At 67.2% G+C, this 22,051-nt stretch carries 17 protein-coding genes; 9 read left to right on the top strand and 8 right to left on the bottom strand.

Going from position 1 to position 22,051, the window contains the following annotated elements; translation table 11 throughout:
• Nucleotides 1–6 precede the first annotated feature (6 nt).
• Nucleotides 7–261 (bottom strand): DUF1289 domain-containing protein, encoded by a 255-nt coding sequence (locus D9X30_RS24815; RefSeq protein WP_153947755.1) that lies wholly within the window; start codon nt 259–261, stop codon nt 7–9.
• Nucleotides 262–435: 174 nt separating this feature from the next.
• Between D9X30_RS24815 and D9X30_RS24810 the strand changes: the two genes are divergently transcribed.
• Nucleotides 436–870 carry a PaaI family thioesterase gene (locus D9X30_RS24810; RefSeq protein ID WP_228770891.1) on the top strand — a complete coding sequence of 145 codons (435 nt, stop codon included), beginning with the start codon at nt 436–438 and terminating at the stop codon, nt 868–870.
• 54 nt (nt 871–924) lie between these two features.
• Here the strand turns inward: D9X30_RS24810 and D9X30_RS24805 are convergent, their stop codons facing one another.
• The 5 genes from D9X30_RS24805 to prpB form a co-directional block, all read right to left on the bottom strand.
• Nucleotides 925–2,046, bottom strand: a complete 1,122-nt coding sequence (locus D9X30_RS24805) for an asparaginase (RefSeq protein ID WP_153947753.1) — start codon at nt 2,044–2,046, stop codon at nt 925–927.
• Between the two features lie 290 nt (nt 2,047–2,336).
• Nucleotides 2,337–3,530, bottom strand: coding sequence for a 2-methylaconitate cis-trans isomerase PrpF (gene prpF / locus D9X30_RS24800; protein WP_153947752.1), 1,194 nt, complete (start codon nt 3,528–3,530; stop codon nt 2,337–2,339).
• Between the two features lie 20 nt (nt 3,531–3,550).
• Nucleotides 3,551–6,148, bottom strand: coding sequence for a Fe/S-dependent 2-methylisocitrate dehydratase AcnD (gene acnD, locus D9X30_RS24795; protein WP_153947751.1), 2,598 nt, complete (start codon nt 6,146–6,148; stop codon nt 3,551–3,553).
• Between the two features lie 81 nt (nt 6,149–6,229).
• A complete protein-coding gene (gene prpC / locus D9X30_RS24790) occupies nt 6,230–7,387 on the bottom strand; it encodes a bifunctional 2-methylcitrate synthase/citrate synthase (RefSeq protein ID WP_153947750.1) in 1,158 nt (385 codons plus the stop codon).
• Nucleotides 7,388–7,502: 115 nt separating this feature from the next.
• Nucleotides 7,503–8,411, bottom strand: coding sequence for a methylisocitrate lyase (gene prpB, locus D9X30_RS24785; protein WP_092599894.1), 909 nt, complete (start codon nt 8,409–8,411; stop codon nt 7,503–7,505).
• 380 nt (nt 8,412–8,791) lie between these two features.
• Between prpB and prpR the strand changes: the two genes are divergently transcribed.
• Both prpR and D9X30_RS24775 read left to right on the top strand, forming a co-directional pair.
• Nucleotides 8,792–10,732: a propionate catabolism operon regulatory protein PrpR gene (gene prpR / locus D9X30_RS24780; RefSeq protein ID WP_228770903.1), complete on the top strand. Its 1,941-nt coding sequence runs from the start codon at nt 8,792–8,794 to the stop codon at nt 10,730–10,732.
• 243 nt (nt 10,733–10,975) lie between these two features.
• Nucleotides 10,976–12,124: a Fic family protein gene (locus D9X30_RS24775; RefSeq protein ID WP_153947748.1), complete on the top strand. Its 1,149-nt coding sequence runs from the start codon at nt 10,976–10,978 to the stop codon at nt 12,122–12,124.
• 17 nt (nt 12,125–12,141) lie between these two features.
• Here the strand turns inward: D9X30_RS24775 and egtB are convergent, their stop codons facing one another.
• Both egtB and D9X30_RS24765 read right to left on the bottom strand, forming a co-directional pair.
• Nucleotides 12,142–13,440 carry an ergothioneine biosynthesis protein EgtB gene (egtB, locus tag D9X30_RS24770; protein WP_153947747.1) on the bottom strand — a complete coding sequence of 433 codons (1,299 nt, stop codon included), beginning with the start codon at nt 13,438–13,440 and terminating at the stop codon, nt 12,142–12,144.
• Nucleotides 13,441–13,728: 288 nt separating this feature from the next.
• Nucleotides 13,729–14,349, bottom strand: a complete 621-nt coding sequence (locus tag D9X30_RS24765) for an FMN-dependent NADH-azoreductase (RefSeq protein WP_153947746.1) — start codon at nt 14,347–14,349, stop codon at nt 13,729–13,731.
• Between the two features lie 114 nt (nt 14,350–14,463).
• On the opposite strand from D9X30_RS24765, the gene D9X30_RS24760 reads away from it, so the two are divergent.
• The 6 genes from D9X30_RS24760 (at nt 14,464) to D9X30_RS24735 (ending at nt 22,036) form a co-directional block, all read left to right on the top strand.
• The gene (locus tag D9X30_RS24760) at nt 14,464–15,462 is read left to right on the top strand and encodes a LysR substrate-binding domain-containing protein (protein WP_153947745.1); all 999 of its coding nucleotides are present in this window, start codon (nt 14,464–14,466) and stop codon (nt 15,460–15,462) included.
• A gap of 112 nt (nt 15,463–15,574) precedes the next feature.
• On the top strand, nt 15,575–15,988 hold the full coding sequence (locus D9X30_RS24755) for a DoxX family protein (protein WP_153947744.1): 414 nt from the start codon (nt 15,575–15,577) through the stop codon (nt 15,986–15,988).
• 38 nt (nt 15,989–16,026) lie between these two features.
• Complete coding sequence (locus D9X30_RS24750; protein WP_228770890.1) at nt 16,027–16,629, top strand: DUF4136 domain-containing protein; 603 nt, start codon at nt 16,027–16,029, stop codon at nt 16,627–16,629.
• Between the two features lie 98 nt (nt 16,630–16,727).
• Nucleotides 16,728–20,021, top strand: coding sequence for a DNA translocase FtsK (locus tag D9X30_RS24745; RefSeq protein WP_153947743.1), 3,294 nt, complete (start codon nt 16,728–16,730; stop codon nt 20,019–20,021).
• A gap of 29 nt (nt 20,022–20,050) precedes the next feature.
• Nucleotides 20,051–20,398, top strand: coding sequence for a cupin domain-containing protein (locus D9X30_RS24740; RefSeq protein WP_153947742.1), 348 nt, complete (start codon nt 20,051–20,053; stop codon nt 20,396–20,398).
• A 111-nt stretch (nt 20,399–20,509) separates the two neighbouring features.
• The gene (locus D9X30_RS24735) at nt 20,510–22,036 is read left to right on the top strand and encodes a glycine betaine ABC transporter substrate-binding protein (RefSeq protein ID WP_153947741.1); all 1,527 of its coding nucleotides are present in this window, start codon (nt 20,510–20,512) and stop codon (nt 22,034–22,036) included.
• Nucleotides 22,037–22,051: the final 15 nt, after the last annotated feature.

Below are 22,051 nucleotides of genomic sequence, written 5' to 3'. Positions count from 1 at the left end.
GGGGCGTTATTCCTGGCGGAATCGCCATGCCGTGGCTTCGCGCGTGATCCGCTCCCAGATCCCCTGCTTTTCCTCTTCGCTATAGAACACCCAGTTGCTGACTTCGGCGGCGGTGCGGCCGCAGCCTTGGCATACCTCGTCGAACAGGGTCGAGCAGATGCCGATGCAGGGGCTGTCCGGGCGGTCGCTCAGGCGCGTCTGGGCCTCGTCCTGGTCGGAGGTGGCGGGCGAAGGGAGCGGATCGGGCGTATTGGCGGACATGAAGCGGGGCGCTGCGGAAAAAGGCCGTATAGCGGCTGGCCGCACATTATAAACGCCCGGCCCCGGCGCTTTCGGCACTTGGGAATTACCCCCGAAGTCATTGTGGACCGCTTGACGGCCATCTACCCTTGACGGGTCATGATTCCAGTCCAGTTGATGCCAGGGAGGCCGTCCATGTCCGCAAAGTCAGTCGAACCCCGCAATGCCGCCATGCTCGAATCGGTGCTGGGCGGATCGCCCGTGGCGCGCGCGCTCGGGATTCGGTTCGATGTGGTGGCGCCCGATCATGTGGAGCTGCTGCTGCCATTCAGCATGCAAAACATTACGGTGGGCGACATGGTCCACGGCGGCGTCATCGCCACGCTGATCGATGTGGCCGGCGCAGCGGCGGCGTTTACTGCCGTGGATCTGGAGGTCGTGAAGGGCGGGGCGACCGGATCGCTGTCGATCCAGTATCTGGCGCCGGCAAAGTCTGCGACGCTGCGTGCCGTGGCGGACGTGGTACGCCGGGGCAAGCGCCAGGTGGTGACCGAGGTGTCGGTGTTTGCCGAGAGCGAGGCAGAAGCCGTGCTCGCCGCCAAGGCGCTGATGAGCACGGCACTGCTGTAGGGAATCAGGCGGCCCCGGCGGGGCCGGGGCCTTGCCGGTCAACCGAGCCGGCGATCAGTACTTCCAGAAGATCTGCTGCAGGGCCTTCGGGTCGTTGGTCTTGGTCAGGGCCAGCGCCATCAGGATGCGCGCCTTCTGCGGCAGCTGGTCGTCGGTGACGATCCAGTTGTACTTGTCGTCCGGCTGCTCGGCGTTGCGCACGACGATGCCGCTGCCGGTGCGCGAGGCCCGCACCACCTGCACGCCCTTGGCCTGCGCGGCCTTGAGCGGCTCCACCATGTAGTCGCCCACGCTGCCGTTGCCGGTCGCGGCATAGACGATGGCCTTGGCGCCGTTCTTGACGGCCGCGTCGATGCTGGCCGGATTCACGTTGCCGTAGGCGTAGACCACGGCCACTTCGGGCAGCTTGTCGATCTTGTCGATATCGAACTCGGTCTGCAGCGTGTGCGGGCGGGCCAGCGTGCGGTAGTACAGCGTGCGGCCTTCCACCACGTAGCCCAGCGGGCCGAACGGCGAGCGGAACGTCTCGGTCTTGAACGTGTTGGTCTTGGTCACGTCGCGGCCGGTGTGGATCTCGTCGTTGAGCACCACCAGCGCGCCCTTGCCCTTGGAGGCCGGGCTCGAGGCCACCAGGACGGCATCGTAGAGGTTCAGCGCGCCGTCGGCGCCCAGCGCCGTGCCCGGACGCATCGAGCCAACCACCACCACGGGCTTGTCGCTCTTGAGCGTCAGGTTCAGGAAGTACGCGGTTTCCTCGATCGTGTCGGTGCCGTGCGTGATGACGATGCCGTCCACGTCAGGCTGCTTGAGCAGTTCCGACACGCGCTTGCCCAGCTTCAGCAGGCGTTCGTTGTTGAAGCTCTCGGAGCCGATCTGGAAAATCTGCTCGCCCTTGACGTTGGCGACCTTCGAGATTTCGGGTACCGAGGCAATGATCTTGTCCACGGGCACCACGGCGGACTGGTACGCCGCGGTGTTGGTGGCCGATGCACCCGCGCCGGCGATGGTGCCGCCGGTGCCGATGATGACGATGTTGGCCTTGCGCGCTTCGGCCGTGGTGCCGGCGGGCGCGGAGGCGCTGGCCGACGGGGCCAGTTGCGCATGCGCGGTGCCGGTCAGCAGCGCGGCGGACAGCAGCAGGGTGGCAAGGGTGGTGAGCTTGGCAGGTCGTTGCATGATTCTCCTCTTTCCCGGCCTGGTGCGTGATTCTTGTGGAAACAGCAGGGGCCGCTTTTGATTGGTTCGTTGAACCGCCGCAAGCCGCAATGGTTCGCGAACGGAGCCAGAACTATAACCACGCCACGGCGTTGCGTCGACAACTTCAACAGAATCCTTGCACCCGCGCAAAACGTATGCTGGATAAGACAAAGCGGCATTCTTCGGCCACGAAGAATGCCGCCCGGTGACGACAATTTCAGAAAAGTCCGAGCGCTACGTCAGACCTATCGCATGGAACAAGGAATCGGCTAGAACGCGTCTCCCGGCACGCGCACCCAGCCTTCCATCAGCACGCGTGCGCTGCGGCTCATGATGGCCTTCTGCACGGTCCACTGGCCGTCCACCAGCGCGGCCTGCGCGCCCACACGCAGCGTGCCCGACGGATGGCCGAAGCGCACGGCCTCGCGCTCGCCGCCGCCGGCCGCCAGGTTCACCAGCGTGCCCGGCACGGCAGCCGCCGTGCCGATCGCCACGGCCGCGGTGCCCATCATCGCGTGGTGCAGCTTGCCCATCGACAGCGCGCGCACCAGCAGGTCCACGCTGCCGGCTTCCACCGTCTTGCCGCTCGACGCGGTATAGGTGGCCGGCCGGGCCACGAACGCCACCTTGGGCGTGTGCTGGCGCTTCTTCGCTTCGTCGATATCCTGGATCAGGCCCATGCGCCTGGCGCCGTAGGCCCGGATCGTCTCGAACATCTCCAGCGCCTTCGGGTCGCCGTTGATGGCGTCCTGCAACTCGGTGCCGGTGTAGCCGATGGCTTCCGCCTCGACGAAGATCGTCGGGATGCCGGCGTTGATCATCGTGGCCCGGAGCGTGCCCACGCCGGGCACTTCGAGGTCGTCGATCAGGTTGCCGGTCGGAAACATCGCACCGCCGCCGTCGTCGCCTTCCTCGGCGGCCGGGTCCATGAATTCGAGCTGGACTTCGGCGGCCGGGAAGGTCACGCCATCGAGCTCGAAATCGCCGGTTTCCTGCACCGCGCCGTTGGTGATCGGCACGTGCGCGATGATCGTCTTGCCGATATTGGCCTGCCAGATCCTCACGGTCACGGTTCCATTTTCAGGAATCCGCGATGCCTCGATAAATCCGTTGCTGACCGCGAACGGCCCCACGGCCGCCGACAGGTTGCCGCAGTTGCCGCTCCAGTCCACGAACGGCTGGTCGATCGACACCTGGCCGAACAGGTAGTCCACGTCGTGGTCCGGACGCGAACTCCTTGCGATGATCACTGTCTTGCTGGTGCTCGACGTGGCGGCGCCCATGCCGTCGATCTGCTTGCCGTACGGATCGGGGCTGCCGATCACGCGCATCAGCAGGCGGTCCCGCGCTTCGCCGGGCTTCTGCGCCGATTCGGGCAGGTCCTGCAGCCGGAAAAACACACCCTTGCTGGTGCCGCCACGCAGGTACGTGGCGGGAATCCTGATTTGAGGTACGTGAGCCATCGTAGTTTTCCTAATACCGATCAGGCTGCGGCGCGCGACGATTCCAGGAAATCCTGGGCAAATCGCTGCAGCACGCCGCCGGCTTCATAGATCGACACTTCCTCGTCGCTGTCCAGCCGGCACAGCACGGGCACTTCCACCGTTTCGCCGTTCCTGCGATGGATCACCAGCGTCAGCTCGGCGCGCGGGCGGCGTGCGCCAACCACGTCGAACGTCTCGGTGCCGTCGATCCCCAGCGTCAGGCGGTTGGTGCCCGGCAGGAATTCCACCGGCAGCACGCCCATGCCGATCAGGTTGGTACGGTGGATGCGTTCGAAGCCTTCGGCCACGATGGCCTCCACGCCGGCCAGCCGCACGCCCTTGGCAGCCCAGTCGCGCGACGAGCCCTGGCCATAGTCGGCCCCGGCCACCACGATCAGCGGCTGCTTGCGATCCATATAGGTCTCGATGGCTTCCCACATGCGCACGACCTTGCCTTCGGGCTCGATGCGGGCCAGCGACCCCTTCTTGACCGCGCCATCGACCACGGCCATCTCGTTGATCAGCGTCGGGTTGGCGAACGTGGCGCGCTGGGCGGTCAGGTGGTCGCCGCGGTGTGTGGCGTACGAGTTGAAGTCTTCTTCCGGCAGGCCCATCTTTGCCAGGTACTCGCCGGCCGCGCTGTTGCGCAGGATGGCGTTGGACGGCGACAGGTGGTCGGTGGTGATGTTGTCGCCCAGCACCGCCAGCGCGCGCATGCCGCGCAGCGTGCGCTCGCCGGCCAGCGCGCCTTCCCAGTACGGCGGGCGGCGGATGTACGTGCTTTGCGGCCGCCAGTCGTACAGCGGATCGATCGACGTGTCGTTCTCGGCGTGCAGCGCGAACATCGGCTCGTAGACCTTGCGGAACTGCTCGGGCTTCACGCTCTGCTTCACGATCGCGTCGATTTCCTCGTCGCTCGGCCAGATGTCCTTCAGGTAGACCGGCTTGCCGCTTGCGTCGGTGCCCAGGGCGTCCTGCTCGATATCGAAGCGGATCGTGCCGGCGATGGCGTAGGCCACGACCAGCGGGGGCGACGCCAGGAACGCCTGCCTGGCGTACGGGTGGATACGGCCGTCGAAGTTGCGGTTGCCGGACAGCACGGCCGTGGCGTACAGGTCCCGGTCGATGATCTCCTGCTGGATCTTCGGGTCGAGCGCGCCCGACATGCCATTGCAGGTCGTGCAGGCAAACGCCACGATGCCGAAGCCGAGCTTTTCCAGGTCGGGCAGCAGGTTGGCTTCCTGCAGGTACAGTTCCACCGCCTTCGAGCCGGGCGCCAGCGACGACTTGACCCACGGCTTGCGCGTCAGGCCGCGCGCGTTGGCGTTGCGGGCCAGCAGCGCGGCGGCAATCACGTTGCGCGGGTTGCTGGTGTTGGTGCAGCTCGTGATGGCGGCGATGATGACCGCGCCGTCGGGCATCTGGCCCGGTATTTCCTCCCACTTGCCGGCAATGCCACGCGCGGCCAGGTCGGACGTCGGCAGGCGCTTGTGCGGGTTCGACGGGCCGGCCATGTTGCGGACCACGGTGGACAGGTCGAAATGCAGAACGCGCTCGTATTCGGCCGTCTTCAGCGCATCGGCCCACAGGCCGGTGGTTTTGGCGTACGTTTCCACCAGCTGCACCTGGGCTTCGTCGCGGCCGGTCAGGCGCAGGTATTCGGTGGTCTGCCCGTCGATGAAGAACATCGCGGCGGTGGCGCCGTATTCGGGCGCCATGTTCGAGATCGTGGCGCGGTCCCCGAGCGTCAGGCTCGACGCACCCTCGCCACGGAATTCCAGATAGGCGCCGACAACCTTTTCCTTGCGCAGGAATTCGGTCAGCGCCAGCACGATGTCGGTGGCGGTGATGCCGGGCTGGCGGCGGCCGCTCAGTTCCACGCCGACGATGTCGGGCAGGCGCATCCACGACGCGCGGCCCAGCATCACGTTCTCGGCCTCCAGGCCGCCCACGCCGATGGCGATCACGCCCAGCGCGTCAACGTGCGGCGTGTGGCTGTCGGTGCCCACGCAGGTATCGGGATAGGCCACGCCGTGGTCGGCATGGATCACGGGCGACATCTTTTCCAGATTGATCTGGTGCATGATGCCGTTGCCCGGCGGGATCACGTCGACGTTACGGAACGCCTTCTTGGTCCAGTTGATGAAATCGAAACGGTCTTCGTTGCGGCGATCCTCGATGGCGCGGTTCTTGGCGAACGCGTCGGGATCAAAGCCGCCACATTCCACGGCCAGCGAGTGATCGACGATCAGCTGCACCGGCACCACCGGGTTGACCTTGGCCGGGTCGCCGCCCTGGTCGGCGATGGCATCGCGCAGGCCGGCCAGGTCCACCAGCGCGGTCTGGCCCAGGATGTCGTGGCAGACCACGCGGGCCGGGAACCACGGGAAATCGAGGTCACGCTTGCGCTCGACAAGCTGCCTGAGCGAATCGTTCAGCGTGGCGGGGTCGCAGCGGCGCACCAGGTTTTCGGCCAGCACGCGCGACGTGTACGGCAGTTTGTCCCAGGCGCCCGGGGAGATGTCATTGACGGCAGCGCGGGCGTCGAAATAATCGAGACGGGTCCCGGGCAGCGGCTTGCGGTAGGCAGTGTTCATGGCGACGTGAGGACTGTGCGTGCCTGCCACCGCCCGGCGGGTGGCCGGGCCGGGTGACGGCACTTTTGTTGTTGCAATGGATCAGGCGCGCTTTTCGATCGGCACGAACTTCAGGTCTTCCGGGCCGGTGTAGTTGGCCGTCGGACGGATGATCTTGTTGTCGATCCGTTGCTCGATCACGTGCGCGGCCCAGCCCGACGTCCGGGCGATCACGAACAGCGGGGTGAACATCGCGGTGGGCACGCCCATCATGTGGTAGCTCACGGCGCTGAACCAGTCCAGGTTCGGGAACATCTTCTTGGCGTCGGCCATGACCGTTTCCAGGCGCTCGGCGATGTTGAACATCTTCATCGAACCGGCGTCCTTCGACAGCTTGCGCGCCACTTCCTTGATCACGACGTTGCGCGGGTCGGCGATCGTGTACACCGGGTGGCCGAAACCGATCACCACTTCCTTGTTTTCCACGCGGCGGCGGATGTCGGCCTCGGCCTCGTCCGGGGTGTCGTAGCGTTTCTGGATCTCGAACGCCACTTCGTTGGCACCGCCGTGCTTCGGGCCGCGCAGCGCGCCGATGCCGCCGCAGATGGCCGAATACATGTCGGAGCCGGTGCCGGCCACCACGCGGCAGGCAAACGTCGAGGCGTTGAACTCGTGCTCCGCGTACAGGATCAGCGACGTCTGCATCGCGCGCTCCCACAGCTTGCTCGGGGGCTCGCCGTGCAGCAGGTGCAGGAAGTGCGCGGCAATCGATTCGTCGTCGGTTTCCACCTCGATGCGGCGGCCGTTGTGGCTGTAGTGGTACCAGTACAGCAGCATCGACCCCAGGCTGGCCATCAGGCGGTCGGCGATGTCGCGTGCACCCGGCGTGTTGTGGTCGTCCTTTTCCGGCAGCACGGTGCCCAGCACCGACACGCCGGTGCGCATCACGTCCATCGGGTGGGCGCTGGCCGGCACCCATTCCAGGGCGGCCTTCACGTTGGCGGGCAGGCCGCGCAGGGCCTTCAGCTTGGTCTTGTAGGCGGCCAGTTCGGCCTTGTTCGGCAGCTTGCCGTGCACCAGCAGGTGGGCGATTTCCTCGAATTCGCACGTATCGGCGATGTCGAGGATGTCGTAGCCGCGGTAGTGGAGATCGTTCCCGCTACGGCCAACGGTGCACAGGGCGGTGTTGCCGGCGGCAACGCCCGACAGGGCAACGGATTTCTTGGGCTTCGGCGTGGCCAGCGGTTGGGCTTCGGACATCTGGGTCTCCTTGATTCGATTTCGAGTGTTTGGGGTGCGTGCGGTCATGGTGGGGTGTCCTATTGCAGCGCAACAGACCGCATCGAAAAGCATAACGCGTACGTGTGCGGGGGCGTTACCGGGCCTTGCCTTGCGCGAACAGTGCGTCGAGCTTCTGCTCGTAGGCATGGTAGTCGATCCGCTCGTAGAGTTCGGCGCGCGTTTGCATGGTGTCCACGACGTTCTTCTGCGTGCCGTCGCGGCGGATGGCCGCGAAGACGTTTTCGGCGGCCTTGTTGGCGGCGCGGAACGCCGACAGCGGGTAAAGCGCCATGGCCACGCCCACGCCGCGCAGATCGTCGAGCGTGAAATACGGGGTGGCGCCGAATTCGGTCAGGTTGGCCAGCACGGGCACCTTCACGGCGTCCACGAATCTGGCGTACATCGCCAGGTCGGTCATGGCTTCCGGGAAGATGGCGTCGGCGCCGGCTTCGGCGCAGGCCACGGCGCGCTCGATGGCGGCGTCCAGGCCTTCGACGGCCAGCGCGTCGGTGCGGGCCATGATGACGAAGTTCTCATCGGTACGGGCATCCACGGCGGCCTTGATGCGGTCCACCATTTCGTCCTTGCCGACGATCTCCTTGTTCGGGCGATGGCCGCAGCGTTTCGCGCCGACCTGGTCTTCGATATGCATGGCCGCGGCGCCAAACTTGATCAGCGACCGCGTGGTGCGCGCCACGTTGAAGGCCGACGAGCCGAAGCCGGTGTCAACATCCACCAGCAGCGGCGTGTCGCAGACATCGGTGATGCGGCGGATGTCGGTCAGCACATCATCGAGATTGGAGATGCCCAGGTCCGGCAGGCCCAGCGAGCCCGCGGCCACGCCGCCGCCCGACAGGTAGATCGCGCGATACCCGGCGCGCTTGGCCAGCAGCGCATGGTTGGCGTTGATCGTGCCCGGAATCTGCAGCGGGGTCTCGTCGATCAGGGCCTGGCGGAAGCGGGCACCCGCGGAGCGGGCAAGTTCGTTGGCGGAAAAAGTCATGGCTTGGATCTCTGGGTTGGTTCAATCCTGCTTCGGAGGCAGGGCGGCTCTTTAGCGCAAGGGGTGTGCCAGCCTGCTGAAACGCGAGCCCGGCGTCGCCCGGGCGGCATTCCGATAGGCAGAAACCCTTATGCGTCAGTGGCTTAGGTGATGTCGGCGCCCGGTTATCGCGAACATGAAAGGCTGCCTGCGTCACAATGACGCGGCAATGCATTGCAGGCATGCAATCTTTGGATTTCAAAGTTGAAATAGGTCGGGATGGCGCGCACAATCGCCAGACCGATCTCTTGAGGCCTGCCGCCATGTCGTCCCTGCCTGCCCCGATCCCGCTGAACCCGGCTTCCCCGGCCGTTGCCGGTGCCCGTCCGCGCATCTGGGCGATGGGGATCAGCCGCCTGTCGCGCGCCTTCGCCGACCTGATTCCGGCGTACGCCGCCCGCGCGGAATTCCGCATCGTCGGGCGGGCGTTCGAGTCGGCGGCCAGCGCCATCAACCGCGAGGCGCGCGAGAACCGTGTCGACGTGGTGGTGGCCGGGGGCTCCAACGGCGCCTACCTGCGCCAGCACGTGGACGTGCCCGTGGTGCTGGTCAAGGTCACCGGCTTCGACGTCATGAGCGCGCTGGCCACGGCGCGACGCATTTCGCCCAAGGTGGCCCTGGTCACGCATGCGTCCACGTATGCCGAAGTGGACGACTTCGTGGGTGCATTCGGGCTCGATATTCCCCGCTATACCTACCTGACCGAAGACGATGCCACGGCGCGCGTGCGGGCGCTGAAGGAAGAAGGCATCCGCGTGGTGGTGGGGCCCGGCATGGTGACCGACCTGGCCGACAAGTACGGGCTGATGGGCGTGTTCCTGTATTCCGGCAACGCCGTGCGGCTGGCGCTGGAGGATGCGATCGAGGCCGCGCGGCTGCGGCGTATCGAATCCACGCGGCGCGATTACGTCAATGCCATCCTGGCGCACCTGAACGAAGGCGTGGCGGCCGTGGACGCCGAAGGGCGCGTGCAGGCGTTCAATCCGGCGATGGAGCGATTCCTGGGCACGCCGGCAGGCGCGGCCGTGGGGCGCAAGCTGTCCACGCTGGCACCGGGCCTGTCGCTCGATGGCGTGATGCAGAGCGGCGCGCGTGAGCTGGAGGCGATCCATCGGCTGGGCGACCGGATGGTGGTGGTCAACCGCATTCCGATCGTCGGCGAGTCTGGCGCTTCGGGGGCGGTGCTGACGATCCAGGACGCCAATGCAATCCATCGCGCCGACCGCAACCTGCGCTCGCGCACGCGGGCCCGCGCGGCGGGCGTGCGCTACAGCCTCGACGACCTGGCCGGCGATTCCCCGGCCATGAGCGACCTGCGGGCGCTGGCGCGACGCTACGCGGTGGTCGATTCGACGGTGCTGGTCAGCGGGGAGAGCGGCACCGGCAAGGAGGTGCTGGCACAGGGCATGCACGATGCCAGCCCGCGCCGCGCGTTTCCGTTCGTTGCCGTCAACTGCGCGGCATTTCCGGAGGCGCTGCTCGAATCCGAACTGTTCGGCTACGAGGAAGGGGCGTTTACGGGCGCGCGGCGCGGCGGCAAGGCCGGCCTGTTCGAATCGGCCCACAACGGCACGCTGTTCCTGGACGAAGTGGGCGACATGCCGCCAGCCTTGCAAACGCGGCTGCTGCGCGTGCTGCAGGAAAAGCAGGTGCTGCCGATCGGCGGTCTGGAAGCCGTGCCGGTCAACGTCCGCGTGATCGCCGCCACCCACCGGGACCTGGCCGCGCTGGTGCGCGAAGGGACGTTCCGCCAGGATCTTTACTACCGGCTCAATATCCTGCGGATCGAAATGCCGCCGCTGCGCGAGCGCGCGGCCGACCTGCCGGCGCTGGCCGCGCTGCTGTACCGGCGTGCCCAGGAACGGCTGGGCATTGACACGCCGGAGCCGTTGCCCGACGTAGTGCGCGGGCGGTTGGCCCGCTATATCTGGCCGGGCAACATCCGCGAACTCGAAAACGTGACAGAACGCATCGCCGTGCTCGTCGCCGGGACGGACCTGGCCCCGGCCGCGCTGCAGCGTGAACTGCAGGCGGCTGTCCCGGAACTGTTTTCCGGGCACGACATGGCCGTCCTGCAGCCGCCGGCCACGGACATGGCCGAGTCGGGCGGAGCAGGGCCGGGGGGTGTTGCCGGGACGCAATCGCTGGCCGGCGTCGCCAGGGCAAGCCAGGCCGAACACATCCGCCGCGTGCTGGCCGAGTGCGGCGGCAACCGGGCCGCCGCCTGCGCCCAGCTGGGCATCAGCGCCACTACGCTTTGGCGGAGGCTGCGGGAGGGGTGAAGGGAATCCTGTGTGCTTGGCCAATTTACGCAATTAACGGCCACGATGGAGCGCAATGCTCGAAGGCCGTTCCGGCCCTGTGCATTCATATTCAGGGGGAGCGGACTGAAAGGCGGCAGATCGTGAATGTTCCGCGGAAAAATTGCAGCGATTAAAGCACTTGCGGTGATTGCTGGGACTAATCGCCGCAGATTTTGCGGTGATTAGCTTGTCCTTGCGGAGAATAGCCACCATAATCTCCGCATGAATCGCGGCGAATACACCTACATCTGGCAGGCACCCGACTGGCCCACGTGGCGATATGACGTGGGTGCGCTGGCGTTGCCGATGGCTGAAGTCAGCCACGCGCAGGGGCTGCTGCTGGGACGGCTCTCCGATCTCGGCATGGGCCTGCGCGACCAGGTCTGTCTTGCCGCACTGACCGATGACGTGGTCAAGACGAGTGAAATCGAGGGCGAGCATCTCAGCGTGCATTCCGTTCGCTCGTCGATCGCGCGCAGACTCGGCGTCGACATCGGCGCGCTGGCGCCGGTAGACCGCCACGTCGAGGGCGTGGTCGAACTGGTGCTCGATGCCACGGCCAACTGTCGGACTCCGGTCAGCCAGGCGCGTTTGTTTGGCTGGCACGCGGCGCTTTTCCCTACCGGCTACTCCGGCCTGTCCTCGATCAACGTCGCCCAATGGCGCGACGATGCGGCGGGCCCGATGCAAGTGGTCTCGGGACCGCTGCACCGGCAGCGCGTCCATTTCGAGGCGCCGCCGGCCGGGCGTCTGGCGACGGAGACCGCGCGATTCCTGGATTGGGTCAATGGCCCGCCTGTCGAACCGCCGCTGGTCCGGGCCGGCCTGGCCCATCTTTGGTTTGTGACGCTGCACCCGTTCGACGATGGCAATGGGCGTATCGCGCGCGCCATTGGCGACTTGATGCTGGCCCGTGCCGATGGCAGTTCGCAGCGGTTCTACAGCCTGTCAGCGCAGATCCAGCGTGAGCGCAATGCGTACTACGACATCCTCGAGCGGACGCAGAAGGATTCGATGGATGTCACGCCGTGGCTCGCCTGGTTCTTCGAAACGTTGCTGCGTGCCGTGCAGCAGGCCCACGCCACGCTCGACGACGTATTGGCCAAGGCACGATTCTGGCGTCATTGGGGCATGCAGGCGCTCAACGCCCGGCAGGTCAAGGTGCTGAACCGGCTGCTGGACGGCTTCGAGGGCAAGCTCACTAGCAGCAAGTGGGCGGCCATTGCCAAATGCTCCGCCGATACGGCGCTGCGCGACATCAACGATCTGCTGGCGCGCGGGGCGCTGCACAAGGCGGTTGGCGGCGGACGCAGCACGAGCTACGTGTTGAACGACGCGCCGCCGGACGCCCATGGCCACGCAGGCCATTGAGCGAGTGGCGTCAGCCCTCAAACATCGTCCGCCAGCCGCACCCCCGTGAACTGCCAACGCTGGTGCGGGTAGAAGAAGTTGCGATAGGTGGCGCGGATGTGCGACTCGGGGGTGACGCACGACCCGCCGCGCAGCACCATCTGGCTGCTCATGAACTTGCCGTTGTATTCGCCCACCGCGCCGGCGCTGGGCCGGAAACCCGGGTAGGGCAGGAAGGCGCTGGCCGTCCATTCCCAGACATCGCCGAACATCTGCCGCAGCACGCCCGATGTGTTCTGCCGGTCCGGCAGCGGACGCAGCGAGCGGCCTTCGATGAAATTGCCGGTCGCGGGCAGGTTGCGGGCCGCGTGTTCCCATTCGGCTTCGGTCGGCAAGCGGCGTTCGGCCCAGCGCGCGAAGGCATCGGCCTCGAAGAAGCTCACGTGCGTGACCGGGCTTTCCGGGTCAACCGGCTGCATGCCGCGCAGCGTCATGTGCCACCAGGTGCCCTCGCGGTCTTCCCAGTACAGCGGCGCCTCGATGCGGTTGTCGCAGACCCAGCGCCAGCCATCGGACAACCACAGCCCGGCAGTCTGGTAGCCGCCGTCCTCGATGAATTCGAACCACTGGCGGTTGCTCACGGGGTGCGAGCACAGCGCATACGGCTGCAGCAGCACCTGGTGGCGCGGCGTTTCACAGTCGAACGCAAAGTCGTCGTCGCCATGGCCCACCGTGACGATGCCCCCGGGCAGCGTGATCCAGTCGGGCGCGGGGCGGGGATCGGCCACTACCGGCACCGCCAAGGCGGGCGCGTACGCCGGGCGCAGCGGATTCTGGGCAAACAGATGGAGGATGTCGGTCAGCAGCAGTTCCTGGTGCTGCTGCTCGTGATGCAGGCCCAGCGTGATCAGCGCGGCTTCGTCGTCGGTCTGGGCCGACATCAGCAGCGTGAACATGCTGTCGTCCACGGCCTCGCGGTAGGCCAGCACCTCGTCCAGCGACGGTCGGGTCAGCAGCCCGCGCTGTGGCCGGGGATGGCGCGCGCCGACCGCTTCGTAATAGGAATTGAACAGGTAGCGATACTGCGGGTCCACCGGCTCGTAGTCGGGAATACGTGCGCCGAGCACGAACTCCTCGAAGAACCACGTGGTATGGGCCAGGTGCCATTTGGCGGGGCTGGCGTCGTCCATCGATTGCACTGTGGCGTCGGCATCGGACAGGTCAGCCACCAGCGCCTCTGTGGCGGCGCGCACATGGCGATACTGGCTCAGCAGGGCGGGTTCGTGCGGCGGATGACTGGCGGTGGCAGGCAGCAGGGCTGAGGCGGCGGCGGTCATGCAGGCTCCCGGATGACGGCGGATGCAGGGCTGGCTGGCAGGTTGTCCAGACAGTCGAACCATCATAGACCCATCTGCGCCGGGGGGCGAGCCGGGTGACTTCCGCGATCCCTGTAGGTCGATGCCTACAGCGGCCGCACGCGGCGTACATGCAAAAAAAAAAGACAGGTACCCCCTGATGGGGATACCTGTCTCGGACAGCAGCCGGCGCCACGGGGATCAGCGCCGGTACTTCACGGAGGCGGGTGACGGCTCCAGTCGACAATCGGCTGGAAACAATCAGGCAGTTCAGGCAGCGGCGCGCAGTGCGTCGTTCAGGGCGGCGATTTCGGTCTTGGCCGTGCTGAGGCCAGCCTCGCGGGCTTCCGGACCCATGGCCAGGCCGTGGGCGCGGACGAACGAGATATCGGTAATGCCCAGGAAGCGCAGCACCACGTCGACGGTGACTTCATGCAGGTCCAGCGCCGCGCCGTCCTGGCGCACGCCGCCGCGCGACGACACCACGATGGCTTTCTTGCCCTTGGCCAGGCCTTCCGGACCATTCTCGGTGTAGCGGAACGTACGGCCGGCTTGCGCGATGCGGTCAATCCAGGCCTTGAGCTGGCTCGGGATACCGAAGTTGTATTGCGGTGCGCCAATCACGAGCACGTCGGCGGCCAGGAATTCGGCCAGGTATGCCTCGGTGATGTCCAGTTCGGCCTGCTGGGCGGCATTCAGGCCGTCCTTCGGGCCGCCCAGCACGGGCAGCAGGTGGTTGCCGAGGTGGGCCGGCGCTTCGCGGTCCAGGTCGCGCACGGTCACCTTGGCGCTGGGGTTCTGGGCCACGAGGTCGGCCACGATGCTGGCGGTCAGGTTGCGCGAGACGGAGTTGTCGCCCAGTACGCTCGAATCGATCTGCAGGATGTTCATTGTCTGGCTCCACTAAGTTCGGTTGGGATGGCTGAAAGATATAGTCTGGCCATTGATGCCGGTAGTGAGGCAAAATGCAAATGATTGTTCTATCGATGCAACGGAGCGCCCGCCATGCAGGATCTCAACGATTTGTCGCTGTTTGCCCAGGTGGTGCAGCACGGCAGCTTTTCCGCAGCCAGTCGCGCCACGGGGGTGCCTAAATCGCGCCTGTCCCGGCGCATCGCCCAACTGGAGCGGGATCTGGGCGTCCAGCTTTTACGCCGGACCACGCGTCAGGTGCGCGTGACGCCGCTTGGCGAGTCCTACTACGCCCATTGCCGAGACATGCTGCAGGCGGCCGAGGCGGCCCGTGAAGTGGTCGACCAGGCGCGCGAGCAGCCGGGAGGTCATCTCCGGATCAGTTGTCCCGTGGCCATCGTCCAGATCTTGCTGGCGCCGAATATCGGCCACTTCATGCGCGCCAATCCTGGTGTCCAGCTGGAGATCGATGCCACGAACCGCCGGGTTGACGTGATCGGCGAGGGCTATGACCTGGCCCTGCGCGTGCGCAATGTGCTGGACGATTCCAGCCTGGCGGTGCGCACCTTTGGCAGGAGCGACATGAAGCTGGTGGCCAGCCCCGCGCTGCTGGACAGCATTGGCCGCCCCCGCACGCCGCAGGCGCTGGAAGGCATGCCCGGGGTGGCACAGAAACCGCACGAAGGGCGCCATGTCTGGACGTTGTTCGACAAGGCGGGCGAGCCCGTCCATATTGGCTACGACCCGCGTCTGGTGTCCGACGAGTTCGCGATCCTGCGCGAGGCGGCCATCGCCGGCGTGGGCGTCGCCATGCTCCCGCGCATGTACTGCCGCGACGATGTCGAGCGCGGCGACCTCGAAGTGGTGCTGCCCCAGTGGGACCTGCCGATGGGCGTGCTGCACGCGGTGTTTCCGTCCCGGCAGGGCGTTACACCGGCACTGCGCCGTTTTCTCGATTTCCTGGCCGAAGTGCTGCCGGAACACGCGCGTAAGGTAGGCATGATGACGGCGACCGGCGTGCCGATGCATGCGGCGCCGCCCACCGCGCCGCCGCCCGCGCGATCCGGTGCCCAAAAGGCGGACGCGGACTGAGCCCAGGCGGGCGGCTTCCCGTTGGCGCTGCGCCTTTACCTTCACGCTGGCACGATCTAAGGTAGTTGTGCAGGTCACATGCGCCTGCATCAAACCGCAAGGAGCCATCGCGATGAGTCGTACGCAAGGAACGCAAGACCTGGGCAAAGCCATTCTCCGTATCGTGCTGGGCGTGCTGATCCTGTTGCACGGCATTTCGAAGCTGATGTCCGGTCCTGGCTTTGTCACGCAGGTGGTGACGCAGGCCGGCCTGCCCGCTGCGCTGGCCTACGGCGTCTACATCGGCGAGATCATTGCCCCCATCCTGCTGATCATCGGGCTCTGGACGCGCCTGGCCGGCCTGATCGTGGCCGTCAACATGCTCTTCGCGTTCGCCCTTGTCCATGCGAAGCAGCTTGGCGAGATGGCGCCCACCGGCGGCTGGGCGCTGGAACTGCAGGCGATGTACCTGGCCGCGGCGCTGGCGGTGGCCCTGCTCGGGGCCGGACGGTTCAGCGTCGGCGGTATCGACGGCAAGTGGAATTAGCCAGCGGGATCTGGTAACCCGGAAATAGGGAGACTGCCATGTCAGGCCTGATGATGTCTCGCGTACCGGCCGCCCTTGGCACGGTGCTGGCCGCCGCGCTGGCAGGCTGTGCCACAGGCCCCGACATCCGTACCGACTACAACCACAGCACCGACTTTTCCCAATACCGCACCTTTGCCTTCCTGCCGCGCCTGGGCACGGACCGGCAGGGCTACGAAAGCCTGACGACGCAATATCTGAAGGACGCGGTGTACAAGGAGATGACGGCGCGCGGCTATGAATATGCGCCGCGCCAGCCCGACCTGCTGGTCAACTTCAACATGCAGTTCCAGCAGAAGATCGTCAGCAGCCCGGCGCCGATGCCGCCGCCCGGCTACATGGGCTATTACGCCTACCGGGGCGGGCTCTACGCGCCGTGGCCCGGCTACGGCTTCTATAGCGATACCTACACCTATACCGAGGGCACGCTGAACATCGACCTCGTCGATGCCAGACGGAATCAGCTCGTCTGGGAAGGCGTGGCCCAGGGCGATGCCAGCCAGCCGGAGCGCCAGACCAGCCAGCTGATGATCGAGCAGGTGGTGGGGCAGATCTTCGCCAGGTATCCGTTCCGCGCGGGCATCGGGGCGCCGGGTCAATAAGGCGTGGCAAAGTCGTAAGTTTTTCCGCGCCGGGCCAGTCCCGCACAGCCAGACCCGCTACAATCGCTGCCCGTGGTTTTGAACGTGTCATATCAAAAATGGGTCTGGGCTGGTTCGGATTGTCGACCTTCTGGCTGTTGCCGCTTGTCTGGCGAACGGTGGGGCGCGTGCTCGCCGGCGATCGCCGCCTGTTCGGCCGTGGCTCGCTGCGTATATGGATGGGTACGGTGCTGGTGCTGGGCGCCAGTGCAACGCTGGAGGCGTTGACCGGCGGCGAGGGTGAAGGCGCTACCGCCGGGGGTGCCGTCGGCCATGCGCTGGCCGGCACGGTGTCCGGCATGCTGGGCTGGACCGGCGCGCTGCTGATGATGCTGGCCGTGCTGGGCCTGGCCGCGCCGATGGTGTTCGGCGAAACCTGGCGCAGCCTGTTCCTGCTGCGCCGCCCGCGCGTGGATGCCGACGAGGCACCGGCTGCGGCGCCCACGCGCCACGAATCACGCACGGATTTCCGCTCCGACTTCCGCACCGATACGCGCACCGAGGCCGCGCCCGCGCCGGCCGCGCCGCGCGAATCCGGCGATCGCTGGGAAACGACGTCGATGCCCGGTCAGAGCCGGCCGGCGCCGCGTCACAAGGGTATCGAAGCCGTATCCGCACGCCGCCAGCCGGCCTGGCAACCGCCGCCGCGCACGCGCCAGTCGCCCCCGCAGCCGGGCGAGATCTGGCTGCATCAGGCCGGCGCCCCAGGCGCCGTGAAGGCCGAGCCGGTGGCCGCACCGGCCCGCGCGGCACCGAGGCCCGACGTGCCCACGCCGCCGTCGCCTCAGTCCAGAGCGCAACCGAAGCCGCAACCGCAAGCCCGGCCCGACGCCAGACCCACCGCACCACAGGCCACCGTGGTCAGCAGCCCGTTCCGCAATCCGCAACTCGGCCTGCGCTCGGCCATCACGACGCTGCCGGAGGCCATGGCAAAGCCGGCCGCGGTGGCGGCAAGCCCCGCTGCGGCCGTGGCGGCACCGGCTGAATCGGACGTGGCCGTCGCCGAAGCGCCGCCCGTGGCCGACACGCAGGCGGCCGCGCAAACCGATACCCCCGTCGCGCGCGCCACCGAGATCGTGGCCGATAGCGCGCCTGATAGCGCGCCTGATAGCGCGGCCGATATCGTGGCCGATATCGCGACGATCGCGGCGGCCACCGACTTGGCGGAGGCTGTCGCACCGGCGCAGGCGGGCGAACCTGTCACGCTGGCGTCCCTTCGCGATGAAGCGATGACGCTGCTGGCCGAATTGCGCGCGCTGGCCGGCAAGCCAATCGAAGCGCCTGCCGTCGAAGTGCCGGCGGAGGCCGGGCCGCTGCAAGCGATGGCAGACCCGGGGCCGATCCAGGCGGCTGTCGAGCCGTTGGCGGCCGAGGCGGCTGTCGCGTTCGACCAGGCCGTTGAAACCGAAGCCGAGCCGGTCGCTGCGGAGCGGCTCGAGCCCGTCGCGCCGCAATCCCAGGCGCCAACAGCCCCGGCGCAAACGGCATCGGAAGCCATCGACGCCGCCGTTGCCGCGTCGATCTCGGAAGCCGAAGCCGAGGCCGAGGCCGAACCGGCCCCCGGGGCCGAAGTGGATACGGCCCTCGATGCGGCGGCCGACCCGCAAGTCGCCACCGTCGTGACGGCACCCATCGACGTCACGGAAGCGTTGCAGCCGGCCGATACCGTGCCGGCGGCGGAGCCCGCGCCGGTAGAGGATGCCAACGCCTTCGTCCAGCCCACGCCAAAGCCGCGCATCGTGTTGCCGGCCGTGGTGGGCAACACGGTGGCGCTTACCCCGGCCCAGCCCGTTACGACCCAGACGTCGCTCACGGTGGCGCCTGCGCCACTTCCTGTGCCTGCAGCCCCCCGCGTGCCGGTTGACTACCGGCTGCCCGGCACCGACCTGCTGGAACCCGCCGCCGAAACCGGCGAGAGCGCGGAACAGATTTCCGAGGAACGGCTGCAGCAGACCGGGGAACTGATCGCGCAGCGGCTGGCCGAGTTCAAGGTGCCGGTGTCGGTGGTGGGCGCCAGCGCCGGCCCGGTCATCACGCGTTTCGAGGTCGATCCGGCTGTCGGCGTGCGCGGCGCGCAGGTGGTGGGCCTGATGAAGGACCTGGCGCGCGCGCTGGGCGTGACGTCGATCCGCGTGGTCGAGACGATTCCGGGCAAGACCTGCATGGGGCTGGAACTGCCCAATGCAAAGCGCCAGATGATCCGCCTGTCCGAGATCGTCAGCGGCAGCGCGTTCGATGCCCATGCGTCGAAGCTGGTGCTGGCGATGGGCAAGGACATCACGGGCAACCCCGTGGTGACGGACCTGGCGCGCGCGCCGCACCTGCTGGTGGCCGGCACGACGGGTTCGGGCAAGTCGGTGGCGGTGAACGCCATGATCCTGTCGATGCTCTACAAGGCCACGCCGGAAGACGTGCGCCTGATCATGATCGACCCGAAGATGCTGGAATTGTCGGTCTACGAGGGCATCCCGCACCTGCTGGCGCCCGTGGTGACCGACATGAAGCAGGCCGCGCACGCGCTGAACTGGTGCGTGGGCGAGATGGAAAAACGCTACCGGCTGATGTCGGCGCTGGGCGTGCGCAACCTGGCCGGCTACAACCAGAAAATCCGCGCGGCCGAAGCGGCCGGGCAGAAGGTGCCGAATCCGTTCTCGCTGACCCCCGACGCGCCGGAACCGCTATCGACGCTGCCGCTGATCGTGGTGGTGATCGACGAACTGGCCGACCTGATGATGGTGGCGGGCAAGAAGATCGAGGAACTGATCGCCCGGCTGGCGCAGAAGGCGCGCGCGGCGGGCATCCACCTGATCCTGGCCACGCAGCGGCCGTCGGTGGACGTGATCACCGGCCTGATCAAGGCCAATATCCCGACGCGCGTGGCGTTCCAGGTCTCGTCGAAGATCGACTCGCGGACCATCCTGGACCAGATGGGCGCCGAGAGCCTGCTGGGGCAGGGCGACATGCTGTTCCTGCCGCCGGGCACCGGCTATCCGCAGCGCGTGCATGGCGCCTTCGTGGCCGACGAGGAAGTGCACCGCGTGGTGGAGCACTGGAAGCAGTTCGGCGAGCCGGACTATGACGAAGCCATCCTGGCCGGCGATGTGCCCGAAGGCGCTGCCGATCTGTTTGGCGAAGGCGGCGGCGATGGCGAGGCCGACCCGTTCTACGACGAGGCCGCGCAATTCGTGCTGACGTCACGCCGGGCGTCGATCTCGGCCGTGCAGCGGCAACTGCGCATCGGCTACAACCGCGCGGCGCGCCTGATCGAACAGATGGAAGCCGCCGGACTGGTGTCGCCGATGGGCCGCAACGGCACGCGCGAGGTCATCGCGCCCGGCGGCCCGGGCGACTGACCGGCACGCACCGGAACAAGGCCATCGCCATGCGCGCCATCCAGGGCAACCTGCTGCACGACATCCCGGTCCATACCGATGGCGAGGTCTTTACGGACCTGCTGTCGTGGCAGGCCACGGGCCGGGTCCGGATCGAGCGGATCGTCTCGAACGGCCAGGCCAGTCCGCCGGACTTCTGGTACGACAGCGCCGACGACGAGTGGGTGCTGGTGATCAGCGGCAGCGCCAGCGTGGAAATCGACGATGGCACCCGCCACAGGCTCGGCGCCGGGGACTGGCTGCAGCTGCCCGCCCATTGCCGCCATCGGGTGGCCTGGACCGACGCGGCGCAGCCCACGGTCTGGCTGGCCGTCCATGTGAGCCCGGAAGCAAAGTAACCGCCCGGGGCTGCCTGGGGCTGCCTGGGGGAAAAGGGCGCACGCCGGGATTGCTTGTATGGCCCTCGTATGGCTTTATGATGTCGGGACAACTCACCCGGAGACTCCGGCTTGTCCCCCACGCCCCGGCTGCTCGTCGTCTGGTTCTCGCTTGCCTGTTTGTTCGGCCCGGCCGCCGTCCACGCTGCCCAGCCCGACACCCTGCGCATTGGCTCCAAGCGGTTCACCGAGTCGTACATCCTTGGCGAAATCCTGTCGCAGGCCGCGGCGGCCCATGTGGGCACGCGGCACCTGCAGGGCCTTGGCAACACGGCCATCGTGTTCGAGGCGCTCAAGGCCGGCAATATCGATGCTTACCCCGACTACACCGGCACGCTGGCCAGCGAAGTTCTGAAGCTGCCCGGCCGCGCCACGCTGGCGCAGATCAACGCCGGGCTGGCGCCGATGGGGCTGGGCGCGGCCATTCCGCTGGGATTCGAGAATACCTATGCCATCGCGGTTGCCGATACCCGTGCGGGCAGCCTGCATACGCTGGCAGACCTGGCGCGCCAGCCCAACATGCGACTGGGCCTGTCGCATGAATTCCTGGGGCGGGCCGACGGCTGGCCGGCGCTGGTACGGGCGTACGGGCTGCCGCAGAAGCCGGTCGGCATCGACCATGGCATTGCGTACGAGGCGCTACGCAATGGCCAGATCGACGGCACCGACATCTACTCGACAGATGCCAAGATCCATCGATTCCACCTGCGCGTACTGGAAGACAACCTGCACGTATTTCCCGGCTACGAGGCCGTGATCGTGTACCGGCTGGACGTGCCGCAGCGATTTCCGGCCGCCTGGCAGGCGTTGCGGCAGCTGGCCGGGCGTATCACCGTGACCGACATGATCGACATGAACGCAGCGGCGGAGATCGGCGGGGAATCGTTCGCGGCCATTGCGCGGCGATTTCTGTCGGGCCGGCCGGTCGCTGCGGGCCGTGGCGGAGAACGCCGGGCCGGTGGCCATCGCCTGCTCCCGGTGCTGGTGAGTGCCGATACCTGGCGGCTGACGCTGCGCCACCTGGCGCTGGTGGGCGGCGCGGTGGGCGCAGCTACGCTGGTGGGGTTGCCGCTGGGCATCGTGGCGGCGCGCCGGCGCCGGCTGGGGCAAGTGCTGCTGGCGCTGGTGGGCATGCTGCAGACGGTGCCGTCGCTGGCGCTGCTGGCCATGCTGATTCCGTTGCTCGGGCAGATCGGCGTCTGGCCGGCGATGATCGCGCTCTTCCTCTATGCGCTGCTGCCCATCGTCCGCAATGCGTGCACCGGCCTGCAGGAGATTTCCCATGGCATGCGCGACGCGGCGCGGGCACTTGGATTCCGGCCGCTGCAGGTACTGCGCTACGTGGAAATCCCGTTGGCCATGCCGGTGGTGCTGGCCGGGGTCAAGACGGCCGCCATCATCAGCGTCGGCACGGCCACCATCGCCGCCTTCGTGGGGGCTGGCGGCTACGGCGAGCGCATCGTCACCGGCCTGGCGCTCAATGATTCGACGTTGCTGCTGGCGGGCGCCATCCCGGCCGCGCTGCTGGCGCTGCTGGTGCAGGGCGCGTTCGGCGGCGTGGAATGGTGGATACGCCGCCAGCGTGTGTCCCGAGGCTAACCCATCCGTGATGCC

Source organism: Cupriavidus sp. U2 (assembly GCF_009663685.2).
GTDB classification, from domain to species: domain Bacteria; phylum Pseudomonadota; class Gammaproteobacteria; order Burkholderiales; family Burkholderiaceae; genus Cupriavidus; species Cupriavidus necator_C.
Note: the sequence above shows the minus strand (reverse complement) of the source record. Positions and strands in the feature narration are given on the sequence as shown.